The sequence below is a fragment of the Prevotella sp. P5-50 genome, from assembly GCF_002251295.1.
Lineage (GTDB): Bacteria > Bacteroidota > Bacteroidia > Bacteroidales > Bacteroidaceae > Prevotella.
In genome coordinates this window covers 76623-90658 of the sequence record NZ_NPJA01000011.1, presented here as the reverse complement: position 1 = coordinate 90658, position 14036 = coordinate 76623, and the positions used below count along the sequence as shown (strand labels likewise).

Sequence of the window (14036 nt, the reverse complement as noted above, 5' to 3'; positions counted from 1 at the left end):
CTCAGAATGTCCTTGGATTTCGTGCTGCAAAGGTAGTAAAAGAGTAGCCGCATTCCTAAGAAAACGGCAAACTGTATAGGTATAAACTTAAGGATTTTCTGCTATGGTTTATTATTTAACAATCTGATATTCTGCATGTTGTAAAACATCAAGAGCATCTGGCATTCTAACTGCCAGGTGCATGAGTTCGTGCGGAATATCGATATTATGAGTATCAAGAAAAATATGCCTCAAGATCTTCCTTCCTGAAATTCTGTCAAACCTGAAAAGGTAGTAATTGGCATCATCACGATCTCCTACAGCATTTTTAATGGCTTTTTTAGTCATATTAGAATATTGCTTATAGTAGTCCTCGTTTATTTTTTTCTCTTCATCCTTCTCATACCCCATCATACCTTCCACATAGTCATCGAGATTGCTGATACTATTACCATTGACCAAATACACCAGTTCCTTCAATATCGGCCTGCAGTTTTTGTCTGTAGCCATCATAGTAGTATAGCCGTTCTTGTAGGAACAGATGATAGTTAGTAAGAATAGGGTGAGACATTTGGGATTGATCTTATCAATGACAATCTCGTCACCATTGAACAGGGTTAAAACAATCTCATAAGGAAGTTTGCCTCCTTTAGACTTCCTGATAGTGATACGTCGCTCTGGTACCCTGTTATTATCGTTACCGTCAGGTTTCTTGTGGATGTTCAACTGTTTGCAAATCTCAGCAAGATAGTGCTCATGCCATCGTTCCCTGTAAGCATCGACCAACTGGATGAAGGTGTCCCAAAACATATTGCCCATCAACTGCACCTGACTGATGAAGATATCGCGCATGGACAACTGATTCTCAAGACTATCCTGGCATTTGGCATATTCAACAGGAAAACACTTCTTCACCGCCAAAATGCTCATCTGTTCACCACACAATGCACCTTTCAAAAACCATTTTTTCATTTCTTCTTTGACATTGTCCGTCTTGCAACAACCCATATGAATCATTTTCCCCATAAAAAAGAACGCTTGGGGAATGCCGGCTTTGCAACCGTCACTAAACAGTTGGAGTGCCCTGTCGAGCGACTCTTTATCACCTTGGTTGAAATAATGTATGCCATAAATTGTCTTAATCCTTTCGTACCCTAAGGCTTCTGCCTTCAGAAACCATTCGTAGGCCTTGTCAATGTCTGCTTTTACTCCCTCACCAAGCAGATATCCAAGTATCACGTACATCATACCTTCTTCCTGATTGCGCTCTGCTGCAATCATATATAGGTTGAATGCTTTCTGGTGATTCACCTTCACACCATTCGTACCACACTTGTAGATTTGTCCTGCGTAGGCAGCAGCTTCTGCATGACCGTTAGCGGCAGCACGCTCAAAATAGGCGAGTGCCTTGCGGATATCCTTCTTGACACCAAAGCCAAACATGTGGTAAACACCTAACTCGAAAGTGGCATCTAAGCAGCCTCTTTGGTCAGCCACCTCAAAATAGTATTTTGATTTCTTGTAGTCTTGAGATACCACATCGCCAGTTCCATAATACACACCTAATTTATACAACCCATCTGCCTTACCTTGCGCCGCAGCTACCTTAGCCCAAGCAAAGTCGTTCTCCATATCTCGTTCCTCTATGTCTAATCCTTCTGAAACAAACTCAGAGGCATCAGGAAGGGCATCTAAGATGGAAAGAAATTCTGGTGGACAGACTATCTGGGGCTGTGGGATATGCACTTTATACAGCCTTTTCTTTTTCAGTTTGACAGCATAAGGCATATACCAATACAAGTCATCTACTATCTGCGCCTGCCGAAGGCAATCACCCAGCGGAGCCTTCATTTTCTGCAGGATATCAGAAAAAGAACGATCGGAAGCAAGTTCCTTGGCCATCAGCCTGGCAGATTTCTCATCCATATGAGGATAAATCAACTTGATTAACTGTATAACAGTGTGCAAATTGTCCTCTGACAGAAAGAAATCGGCCAAAAAGCCGTTTTTTAAAGAACAGAGGAGAATGAGAATGTAGAGCAAATGACTCAGTTTCCTATCGAAGTGCATCTTTAGTTTTCTTTCGTCATCGAGGATAAAACATAGAGAATAACAGCCTTCTATGTCTGCCTTAGAAACGTTCAAGCCTTTACTCTTTTTCTCAATCACGATGGATCGTGGAGAGATGGCACTCTCCATTCTGAAATAGCGTTCACTATTAGTCAATCCGTCTCGCAGTGCAGCAGTTACAGATTGTCCATAATTGTCTGATGACTCAGAGTAGCACATCAGAACATTTACAAACTCTTCATAATGTACTTGATCATCCAAAAATCTCAAGTGCATTGCACCTATCTTGTTTTGCAGTTCTTGCTCGGTCATTTTCTTATTCAGCAAAGTTGTTACTTATATCGTTTCTATACAAGATTTTCTTCTTCATTACTTGTTTCGAAATTTTTCGCTTACAAAAGTAGCAAATTTAATCCATGCTAATCTTCCTATTCGTATAGTTAATAACGTTATACACGTTGGTCGTACAAAGAGGCGGCAGCTTTCAGCACTTGGCTCATATGGTTCAAGCACTTACGTGGGGATAAGATTTTTACTCCCGCACCATAGGACATAAACACAGAATACATCTCGAAATTTATCACCACATCAATACAGAAAATACAACTTCCGTCCGTAGGATTCTCACTTAATATGCACTGAGAGGAATGCAGAGGCTTTGTTTTGATATACCTGCTCTGCTCTGCATTTGCCCAAAACTTGACACGCTCTGCTCTCTCGTGAATATTCTTGCTGACTCCTATGACATCATCAAAGAAATGTTCGGAGTCAAATTCCGGGTTCTCTCGGAATGGTATATCTATCGGTTCCACACTTACCATTCTGTCAATGGGGAGATTGAACAAAAGAAGATCGTCTGCCTTTGATCCAAACAAGAACCATCGATTTCGAAATTCCTTCAAAAGATAGGGGCACAGAATGAACTTGGTTGGTTTTTTAGCCGTGAATGACTGGTACATGATTTTCAGGGTCTGCTTATGTGCAATATAATTATAAAGAGGATTGAGCAAACGAAGTCCTTTCAGGTCAGGAACATTATCAAAATGTACAATGGGTTTTCTATTGTTCTTGGAAACGGCAAGTTTATCTTGTAAACGGTTAACGACATCACTCATTTCGGTGAATTGGTCAAAATCCTGCAACTGACGAAGCATGTCCACTGCTTCTTTCATCACCTCATAATCGTTTTGTGACATAGGCATATCTGTAATAGAATAGTCTGGGTCGGCATAGCGATAGTATTTGTGGTCATATACTTCGATAGGGGCATTATAACCTAACTTGTCTGAGCGCATCATCTGAAGATCCCCCTGAACTGTACGAACAGAGACTCCTTTACAAATACCTTCCATATCATATAAAGCATCCGAGCAAGCATCAACCAGATCTTCAAGCGTCCATCGGCGATAGCGGTTACGAAGACAGTTATCTATGGTTTTGTAGCGAATCAAAGCATTCTTGTTTGCAGGCATAATTGTCGTTATTTTGTTATTGTTGGCACAAAGATACAAAATATCTACGCAACCTATTTGCGCAGAAGTAAAAAAATGCACTTATTGGACTGTTTTTTATAACTTTTTTCAGTTACGCAGAAAGATTGCATAGTGCATATTTAACTTTGCAACGCAATTCAAGAAAAACAGAATGTGCAATGAACTGAGCTACGAAGCACCACTATTATTTAATTAATGTGTAATAACAAAAAGGAGAAAAGACTATGGAAGTAAAGATGATCAACAACTGTCCCGTCAAGATATGGACAGACTATGTAGAAAAATCAGCAATGCGTCAGATAGAGAATCTGACTACCCTGCCCTTCCTCTTCCATCACCTTGCCATTATGCCCGACGTGCATACTGGTATGGGAATGCCTATCGGTGGTGTGCTTGCCTGCAAAGATGCCGTCATACCCAATGCCGTTGGCGTGGATATTGGTTGTGGAATGTGCGCAGTAAAGACAAATTGGAAGGTCGCAGATATTCCAACAGATGTACTTCGTAAGCAAATAATGCGTGGAATACGAAAGCGTATCCCCTTGGGCATGGACCACCACAAAGAGGCTCAGGACGAAAAGTACCTACCTACCGGACATGACATTGACAAGATGGAAATTGTGAAACGCCGTCAGGAATATATTACCAAAGAAGTGGGAACGTTAGGTGGTGGAAATCATTTCATTGAGTTACAGAAGGATGAAACAGGTACACTATGGATTATGATCCATTCTGGTTCCAGAAATCTTGGAAAATTTGTCGGTGATTACTATAACGAGAAGGCAAAGAAGCTCAATGAGAGATGGTATTCTGTGGTTTCACCAGATATTCGTCTGTCATTTCTTCCTCTACGAACCGACGAGTTCAATGCATACTGGCAGGAAATGAAATATTGTGTTGACTTCGCCCTGTGTAACCGTAAGTTGATGATGAAACGCATCGAAGAGGTCATCAAAGATGCTATTCCAGAGATTGGGTTTGAACCAATGATCAATATTGCCCACAACTATGCAGCATGGGAAAGGCACTACGGGCAGGATGTTATTGTACACCGAAAGGGGGCAACGCTGGCACGTGAGGGAGTTATTGGGATCATTCCCGGCTCACAGGGAACAGCATCCTACATCGTGGAGGGACTGGGCAATCCTGAGTCATTCTGTTCATGCTCTCACGGAGCTGGGCGAACGCTGTCGCGTACTGCTGCCATCCGTGACCTCAACTTGAAAGAGGAAGTGGAACGATTGGATGCCCTAGGTATCATTCACGCAATCCGCAATCAAAATGACATGCAGGAAGCCTCAGGTGCATACAAGGACATAGAAACTGTCATAGCCAACGAGGCAGACCTCGTCAAAGTAAAAACACGACTTTTGCCAGTTGCTGTGATAAAAGGCTAAAAGAATCGTTATACGTATATAGAGAGGACTTGTGCAGATATATTATCGTATCTTTGCATTGTCAACTCGACAAAAGAGTTCTTTGAAATAGAAATAAGTGGCTGCCGTTGTGACGGATTCCTTCGATCCAGAGCTTTCAATAGGCATAATAACAGAGCCGTTACGTTTGTTGCGCCACCTACCGTAAAATCAGCTGCCGTAGTGACGGAATACTTCGGAAATATCTAAAATTCTAGATAGCTCGCGACCATTTTGGCTTTCGGCTTAAGTGCCATAGCGAGCAAAGTTGCTCTCCTTCACGCCTGTTGCGCTGGTTTTAAAATGAACAACAATGCTGGTTTTAAAATGAACAACAATAATAATAGAGTATAAAATGAGTAAATTTAACACTATCATCAAGGAAAAATCTGCGACCCTAAACCACGAAGGTGCAGAAGTCTTCAGTATGTCTGCAGAGATGGAGTTGTATACCGCCGTCGTTACAACATCCTTAAGCAACAAGTTCTATGAGACGGCAGATGAACGTATAGAGCGAATTGCCGACCTTGTTGGCAAGTGTGATGCTCATTTCGTCGCCCAATTGGCAGTATATGCACGTACGGTGATGAATTTGCGATCAGTTCCTCTTCTGCTCATAGTGGAGTTGGCTAAGCACCATAGCGGAGACAATCTAGTAAGCAAGGCAATAGAAAAAGTTGTACTCCGCGCTGATGAGATTATGGAACTACTACATTGCTATCAGTGGCGCAATAGTCAGAATGTGTCTGGCATAGACGGTAGCACTCCGTCTAAAAAACTTGCGAAATTATCTCATCAGATTCAGGTAGGATTACAGAAGGCATTCAACAACTTCGATGAATATCAGTTTGCCAAGTATGACAAGAGAAACCTTGAAGTAAAACTTCGTGATGCACTCTTCATTGTGCATCCGAGAGCGAAAGATGATGCTCAACAAAAGGTGTTCGACAAAATCACGAATAAGTCTCTGGAGATACCATACACATGGGAAACAGAGCTGTCAGCGCTTGGGCAGCAGGAATTTGAAACAGCAGAAGATAAGCAGACGGCTTTTGCAAAGAAGTGGGAAGAGCTTATTGACAGTGGAAAGTTAGGCTATATGGCCTTACTTCGCAACCTTCGCAATTTCCTTGAAAATGGCGTATCGAGAGATGCACTTACCGATGTTGCCAAACGGCTCTGCGACGAGTATGAAATCATTCGGTCTAAGCAATTCCCCTTCCGATTCCTTTCAGCATATCGCGAGTTAGTTAATGTGGGGAATGGTAACACACATATCCTACTTGATGCTTTGGAAAAGGCTGTTCTTGTTACAAGTCGGAATATTGCAGGATTCGATGAGCACACAAGAGTGTTGTTGGCATGCGACGTGTCTGGGTCAATGTACACTCCTATAAGTCCAAGGAGTTCTGTAAAAAACTTCGACATAGGTCTTGTACTGGCGATGCTACTTAAAAATCGCTGTAAAAATGTTATCAGTGGTATATTTGGAGAAGACTGGAAAGTGGTTAACATGTCTTCAGCAGGCATTCTGAGCAACGTTGAACTGATGTACAAACTTGAAGGTACAGTTGGGTATTCAACCAATGGCTATAAGGTCATAGAATATCTAAACAACGAAGGCATAGTCATGGATAAAGTCATGATGTTTACAGACTGTCAGATATGGAACAGTTTTGGTACAGAACAGACCATTCGCAAAGAATGGGACAAGTATAAGCAGATTGCACCAAATGCAAAACTCTACCTCTTCGACCTCAACGGCTATGGTACTACGCCTTTAAACTTTGTACGCGATGATGTTACTCTTATCGCAGGCTGGAGTGACCGAATTTTTGATTTGCTCGAGGCTGTTGAAAATGGTTCAAATGCCATTGAAAAGATTAAAAATATAGAACTGTAACAAAATTTAGCAGTTGCCGTAGCAATGGGTTACTTCGGAATGTTTAGATACCAGCTCACACCCATCGCGATTGTTGCACTGCCATTTTAAATTCAATCGGTTGCCGTAGCATAGTCATACTTCGAAGGCGCATGGTGCAAATGGCAATATGCAGGCTCCATATATGTACAGAAGCAATCGTACAGCCAAGCTGCACGCGGCTGGTGGAGCCATAAGAAAACCCTTTCATATCCCAGGCTTACACCGGGAGCCGAGCAGAAATGCAGGTAGGGCTGAGTCTATGCAATTGTTGCACCGATTGTTTTTACTAAACAGACACTAAAAAATCTTAACCACTCCGTCGATTTTCTGGTTATGGACAGAACACATTTTCGTTAAGCCAGATGAGCAGAATAAAGCTCGCTTTAATTCTGCCATGGCGAGAAAAGGTGCCATGAAATGGAACGTTTTCGTTAAGCTAAATGAGCAGAATAAAGCTCGCTTTAATTCTGTCATGGCGAGAAAACGAAGGATGAAATCCAGGGATGAAATCCAAGGATGAAATCCAAGGATAAAATCCAAGAAAATGATATGGCAATTCGTAATGGGCTTCTCAAGAAGTTGTGTGGATCGGCAAAACTGTTGACTTTCAAAACCGTAAAATGGAGGTATCGCGATAAGCGAGAAGATGACGTAGGAACACACTCGCAATAGTGACAGTCAACAAAAACATATCAGACGATACCATCGGTTCAAGCGTTACAATATAACAATATAACAGTTTCCAAAAACCATTTTCTGCATTTCAAGCGTTACAATATAACAGTTTCCAAAAACCGCACAATGGATTTGTACGGATTTTTTTATTCCTCTAAATTTGCGTTTCAAGCGTTACAGTTACAGTATTACAGTTTTGAAAAACAAAAAAACATCGCTTCCAACTACAATGCTTGGACGTGTTAGTACAAATCAAGAGGTTGCAATTCATGAACGGGGACGCATGCAATGATGACCAATACAAAGCAACCTTGGTAGGCTGTCCAATTTTTTGTGGTTATTTGTTAGGATCATATTTCCATCTACTGCTTAAACTTGTTTCTAAACCATTCAGAATCCTTATCCTCTTCGTTTAATCTGTATCTGGGACAGAAGGGTAGGACGTATTCCTTGTAACCGAGACGATCAATGAGGTACAATCCCATGGCTGTAGCATTATCCATTTCTTCAGGAACGACATATTCGTTGAGCGTATGGTATAAGTAATATCCGGCTCCGAAATTCATACAAGCAAGGCATGTGTCCATGCGCAGTATGTAGGCATCGGTATAGGGGTGTGCAACGAACTTTGTCAATCCGAACTTTTCTCCGAGTACCTCAAGATGGGTTTCGTAGAAGGACCTGTCAAAGAGTCTCTCTCCATTACATGACCAAGAGGCACAATTTCCTTCTGGAGAATCGAATGCCATGATATAGCCAGCGTCCTTAAACCATGGCAGTTCACAATTGGAGCTGCCTCGGCACCCGATTTCCTCTTCGACAAAGAACACGGCTTTGCATATAGGAGTATTATCCATGATGGACAAGGCAATGACAATACCTGCTTTATCGTCACCGCCCAATCCGAATCCTTCAGTATAGATGATATGTTTACCATCTTCACGGCTTTCAGTAATCAACGGAAGGTGCTCATCTTTGTCAATAAAGACGACCTGAGAGTCTTGAACAGTGTCCATGTGGGCAGTAACACAAGGGTAAAAGCATCCATCTGACAATTTGCCTTTGGCCATATAGATGTTTCCTTTATCATCAATACTACATTCGTAGTCTTTCTGACTGGCATACTCCATTAGGAATTCTTGCAACCTCAATTCTTTCTCTGAAAATGAAGGAGTTGCGAGTACTTTATAAAGGAGCTCTTTGTTAATATTTGATAACTCTAACATTTATATTATTTCAGATTCTAAAATCTATAAGTTCTACAATAGATGTCTGTTTTCTGTAAACATACATAAAAATTTATTAGGCCTAATAGTATTTAGTTGTCTAATATATCGCAATGCTTTCTCAATCTGCTTTCCTTGTTATTTGTTTTCTAATTTGGGGCAATTATAATACGTGCCCCCACAAATACCTGTTACGCCACTAAGGAATTCTATTTTCTGAAGATTGGTATCTGAGGCAAATGTATCACTTGTAGTTAATTCTACGAATTGTTTTACTGTGATAGTTTCAACATACGGATTACCACTGAAATCTGCAATACGTTTGATACCACCAGGGATTATATAATTCTTTTGGTGTGTCCAGCAACAAAGTAGTTCCTGCCGTTCATCATCAATCAGGGCATCATTCTCTACGTGGAAGCCCTTTGCGTGGCATTCAACACCTTCGAAACCTTCGTGTGCACTTACTATTCCGTATCCAATGCATTTTACTGTTTTAGGAATGATAAGTCGCTTCAGGCGAGCGCACCCCCAGAAAGCCCAATGTCCTATTTCCGTAATTTGTTCATGTATATCTATTGTTTCTATGCCGCTACAATAAAACAATTCAGAGCTTATATATTCGATTTGAGATGGCAACTTTACATACTTGAGCGATTCTGTATATCGGAAACACCCATCTTCTATAAACTCAATATTTCCTGGCAGATTTATCTCTTCAAGTTGGGTGCAGCAATTGAAAGCACTACCTTTTATTTCCTTTATAGTTGAAGGTAGGACCAATTTCTTCAGTTTTCTGCAACATTCACACATAAACTCAGGCACTTCAGTAATACCTTCAGGCAATTCAAGTTCTTCAATTTCACATCGAATAAATGTATTTACATCCATCTTACGCAGTGTGCTAGGCAATTGGATTCTTTTAAGTTTCGCTTCTGTCAGCCAGAATGAATCCAGCATTTCCTCTACACCTTCTGGGATGGTATATTCCTCACAGTTGAAGAGCAGAGGGGCGATTTTCTTCAATTTGCGTCCATAACTGCTGTATGTCACGCCCCATTCATCTGTTCGTTCCTCATCAAGTAGCATTTTGGCAAAAGGCAGAATGACATCTTGGAGGATAACTCTATCATCCCTGTCGTTCTTGGGGATGTCAATTACATTAGGGAAGAACTGAGAAATGAAACTTTCCCTCAAACAGTTATAGGGTATCTTACTTCTAATAAAAAAGCCCCAGCACTTTCTACGACTTTCTTCAGAAAGGTTATCAAACAGATGCTTGTCCAGGTTTTCAAGAGCCGTAATGTTTGTAAAACTTCTTGTAACATACCAAGAGCATGGATTGATACAAATACGGTGATAATCGTGCAACATAATTGCATACATTGCCCCCAATTCTACACCAATAATCAAATCAGGATGATGTTCCTGACACAAGAGTCTTATATATGGCAAATCTTTATCAGGATTGCAGTTGATTTGCGGCACTATAATAGTGTCGTGAGGGAAATAGACATTCAAGATGTCCGTCAAATTTTTCATAATTCCATTATCTTGGAGGAGCAGTATGGTCTTGTTCGGTTTGCAAATCTCATCCACAGCCGTAACCATCCGCTGAGTCTTATAATCAAATGAATGGTTTAACTGAGCAAAGGCATTCCTCTCGTTGATATATAACAAGATATTTTCGCCTGTCTGTTCGAAGCCTCGTTTAGCTATTTTGAGACAACCGAAGTTTACTCCCTCTGCTTTTTTCTCGATGGTCTGGACATGATAGTGGTCTGGACGATACAAGAATATGGAATAGTCCGCAAAATCGTTGAATACCATGAATTCATGGTGATCAGACATCTTTGGATAGTGATGCTTTTCTTCTGTACCTACTCCCAATATGCTCGTAATGATCATAGTCACTTTTAGTTCATCAGCCAATTTTCTCAAGGAATTCATGCATACAAACAACTCATCTGAACAATAGTGCTTGTAGCAGTCAATAAGTTGAAGGCTGTCGATGATAAAGAGTCTTACTCCATGCTCTGACGATAATTTACGAACGCTGTCCTTGAGCTCATCAATTGTAAGGCTTGGCTTGTCATCAATATATAGAGGTGAACCCGTCAAAGATGAAATATGCTTATCGAGTTTCTCCCATTCGTCATGATTAATTTGACCATTTATGATTTTGTCTCCATCAATATTACATATATTGGCAATCAGCTGATTCGTCAGTTTTACACAGGTTGTCTCCATGGAGAAGAAGGCACAGGGGATTTTCTTGTCAACGGCAACGTTTTTTGCTATTGATAGTGCAAATGTGGTCTTTCCTGTTCTTCCCCGTCCAGCAATCACCATCACTTCTGACGATTTCAGTCCTTCTGTCACCATATCAATTGAGGAAAATCCGGTTCTTATTGTATCTGTTTCCATATTAGGAGTTTTTAGTGTTCATTTCACCTTCTAATCAGTTGGCTCTACTTTCGCATTTTGCGTATAATGATGTCGGCAGCATCTGCTTTCTCACCGTCCTCTTCGCACCAATTCTGATTGAGGAAACTGGTATTAAGCACCATACTGTTACAGTTGTATTTGTCGCAAATTTACAAATTCTTTTTTATATCCAGCATAGGCTTTATAGGTATAAATAGACATGTGGTTACTTTTTATGTTCTTTTGTGTTGTTTACCGCTGGTAACCGATAATTATAGACATTCTTCATTTATACATATAGATCAAAAGCTTATTTGAAAGAAAATTCCTAATTTTGCTTCGTGAAACATAAATCAGAGAAGTATGAAATCAAAACAGGCAAGCAAGATCACACCGAAAGCTAGGGGCAGCAAGCGACTCATGAGCGAGTTGCTTACAGACACTCGTCAGTATATTGAACAGGCAGAACATGCGGACGTAGAGACTCTGCGTCAGTTCCTGCTCGCCAACCCGGAACGGCCCCTCATCGCGATGGGACATGGCGGTGCCCACTCTTCGGCTTCGTATGCATCGTTGCTTTATGGCACTAACTGTGGTTTGGGCCGGGTTGTGACACCGTATGAGGCCAACTCTTTCTCAGACGAAACCATCCGTAACTCGAAACTCCTGCTTGTCAGCACATCGTTGAAGAATCAGGATGCAGTGTACATTACGGACCGTATGATTCGCGTGAATCCACAGCACAGCTGCGTCCTCACCATGTCACAAGACGAGAATACCATGATGAAGCGTATGATGAAAAACAATCCCAACAGTGTCATCCGTCATTCTTTCGATTGTGCTGACGGATTCATCAGCGTTAATGGTACCTTTACATACTTCTCCTTATTATATAAGGCCTTCACAGGTGATGCCGACTTTTCGCGTAGGTTGGTTATCTCGTCAGAGTCAGCCGACAATTATACATACCGTTGCGTTGATGGCATCACTACACCGCCAGACCTTGGTTCTATCTCTCAATTCACCGTGCTGTACGGATCATACGGTGAACCTGTAGCCTACAAAATGGAGAGCAACATGACGGAAGCCGGGTTGGCCTCTTGTGTTATCTCAGACTTCCGCGACGAATGTCACGGACGTTTCCTTGCACTCTCCAACTTCATCAGTAGTCCGAAACACCCACAGACCGACTGCGCACTAGTATTGTTAGTCACTCCTCGCGAAGAAACCGTGTGCCGTAATCTGCTGGATCGACTGCCAGGTCATCTGCCCGTCATTATCATCCGCACTGACATTGACTCATCATTGGGTTCCATCGATTTGTTGTATAAAATGAGCATGTTCACCAGTGACTTCGGAGAGAATTATCGTCATTCAAATCCCAACGACCCAAACAATCTGGGTGGTTTCAGTAAAGGAGCTTTTCGCGACTTCGTCACCTTCCAGGAAGATTTTAGCCTGTATGGTCCTCTCAGCTTCTCGTCAGCCCCAGTACCATATACGGACAGACTTCAGTTGAAAGCTAAAAACTGCGCTGTTGATATTCTCGGTTATCAATTTTTCAATATTGAAGTGCCGTACTTGTTAGCAGCCTTCGATGACAGTCGCGATGCGTTGAAGACGCAGCAGACCATTCTTAACCCCGAAAAAGGTTACTTGAACAATCCTCAACGCATCCGCCGCGACTTCCTTGAAGACCGTTTTCACGTGAAATGTCGCAGGGTTTTGGAATTCGAGAAATCAGACTGTCTCTGGTGTGCTGAATGGAAGAAGTATCTTCAGGGAGAGCCTGCTGATATCGACATACTGAATGGTGCGTATATCAATTGGCTAGGTGGAAATCTGCTTTTTGCCCGCTGTACTGACGGTTCGATAAATGTCACATCTATCAAACCTGCAACCCCCTCGCAGTTGCCAACTCAAGGCCTCATTGGTGGTATTGTTGGAGATATTCTCGGTTCGAAATATGAGTTGGAAAAAGACAAGCAGAAGGTGAAATCGCTCGCTGGCAAACATCATCTAAAATCATCTGTAGCAATGACATATACCGACGATTCTGTGCTCTCGCTGGCAGTCGCCAAGTGGCTCGCTGATGATCCCACCCATGACAAACAGACGCTTATTGACCTCTTTAAATATTTCGGTCGTCGTTACATGCCATACTCTTTCGAAAAGGATTTCCGCGCTTGGGTTCGCTCTGACAGCCGTGAACCTTATGGTGCCAATACTAACTGCAGTGCCATGCGTGTTGCTCCTGTAGCTTGGTATGCCCAGTCGCTTGACGAGTGTCTTGCTTTGGCGAAGACCACAGCCGAAGTTACCCATAACTCTGACGAGGGCATCCGTGGCGCCCAGGCCATTGCTGCCGCAATCTTCCTGAATAAGACAAGGCATTCGAAGTCTGACATCAAATCGTATATCGAACAGACCTTCGGTTATGACCTCAGTCGTACCACTGACGAAATCCGACCTTCGTATGCTTTCGAAACCGCCTGTGATAAGACAGTGGCAGAGTCCATTATCTGTTTCCTAGAAGCAGAGTCCTTCGAAGATGCTGTTATAGGCGCTATCTCCCTCGGTGGCGATACAGATACCATGGGGTGTATGGCAGGCAACATAGCTGCCGCATCGATGGATGTACCATTAGAATTGGCCATTTTCGCATGGGAGAGACTTCCTTTGGAATTACGGGCAATTCTAGAGGAATTTAATTGGTAGCTACAAGTGTAGTTTTCAAAATCAGTCTTTCCTTTTTTTAATTATAGATTATTAACAATAGTTTTGCTTTTGGTTTAATCAAAAGGTGTATTTTTGTACAAAATAACTA

7 protein-coding genes are annotated in these 14036 nt (G+C 41.9%); 3 read left to right on the top strand and 4 right to left on the bottom strand.

Annotated elements, in window-relative coordinates:
* Window positions 1–111: 111 nt before the first annotated feature.
* Together CIK88_RS01670 and CIK88_RS01665 are read right to left on the bottom strand one after the other, a co-directional pair.
* Window positions 112–2376, bottom strand: coding sequence for a tetratricopeptide repeat protein (locus CIK88_RS01670; RefSeq protein ID WP_144269561.1), 2265 nt, complete (start codon window positions 2374–2376; stop codon window positions 112–114).
* A 122-nt stretch (window positions 2377–2498) separates the two neighbouring features.
* Complete coding sequence (locus tag CIK88_RS01665; protein WP_094434089.1) at window positions 2499–3521, bottom strand: YafY family protein; 1023 nt, start codon at window positions 3519–3521, stop codon at window positions 2499–2501.
* Window positions 3522–3766: 245 nt separating this feature from the next.
* On the opposite strand from CIK88_RS01665, the gene CIK88_RS01660 reads away from it, so the two are divergent.
* Window positions 3767–4939: an RtcB family protein gene (locus CIK88_RS01660; RefSeq protein WP_094434087.1), complete on the top strand. Its 1173-nt coding sequence runs from the start codon at window positions 3767–3769 to the stop codon at window positions 4937–4939.
* A 373-nt stretch (window positions 4940–5312) separates the two neighbouring features.
* Window positions 5313–6860, top strand: coding sequence for a TROVE domain-containing protein (locus CIK88_RS01655; RefSeq protein ID WP_094434085.1), 1548 nt, complete (start codon window positions 5313–5315; stop codon window positions 6858–6860).
* Between the two features lie 1058 nt (window positions 6861–7918).
* On the opposite strand, the gene CIK88_RS01650 is transcribed toward CIK88_RS01655, so the two are convergent.
* Window positions 7919–8782, bottom strand: a complete 864-nt coding sequence (locus CIK88_RS01650) for an aminoacyl-histidine dipeptidase (RefSeq protein ID WP_144269560.1) — start codon at window positions 8780–8782, stop codon at window positions 7919–7921.
* Window positions 8783–8920: 138 nt separating this feature from the next.
* Window positions 8921–11209 carry a DnaB-like helicase C-terminal domain-containing protein gene (locus CIK88_RS01645; RefSeq protein WP_094434081.1) on the bottom strand — a complete coding sequence of 763 codons (2289 nt, stop codon included), beginning with the start codon at window positions 11207–11209 and terminating at the stop codon, window positions 8921–8923.
* 363 nt (window positions 11210–11572) lie between these two features.
* Here CIK88_RS01645 and CIK88_RS12530 point away from each other — a divergent pair, with 363 nt between their 5' ends.
* Complete coding sequence (locus CIK88_RS12530; protein WP_254046826.1) at window positions 11573–13927, top strand: ADP-ribosylglycohydrolase family protein; 2355 nt, start codon at window positions 11573–11575, stop codon at window positions 13925–13927.
* Window positions 13928–14036: the final 109 nt, after the last annotated feature.

Bases quoted from the DNA above. Each gene is read 5' to 3' on its own strand.
- CIK88_RS01660 (WP_094434087.1), top strand. From the start codon at position 3,767: ATGGAAGTAAAGATGATCAACAACTGTCCCGTCAAGATATGGACAGAC.
- CIK88_RS12530 (WP_254046826.1), top strand. From the start codon at position 11,573: ATGAAATCAAAACAGGCAAGCAAGATCACACCGAAAGCTAGGGGCAGC.
- CIK88_RS01665 (WP_094434089.1), bottom strand. From the start codon at position 3,521: ATGCCTGCAAACAAGAATGCTTTGATTCGCTACAAAACCATAGATAAC.
- CIK88_RS01645 (WP_094434081.1), bottom strand. From the start codon at position 11,209: ATGGAAACAGATACAATAAGAACCGGATTTTCCTCAATTGATATGGTG.
- CIK88_RS01655 (WP_094434085.1), top strand. From the start codon at position 5,313: ATGAGTAAATTTAACACTATCATCAAGGAAAAATCTGCGACCCTAAAC.
- CIK88_RS01650 (WP_144269560.1), bottom strand. From the start codon at position 8,782: ATGTTAGAGTTATCAAATATTAACAAAGAGCTCCTTTATAAAGTACTC.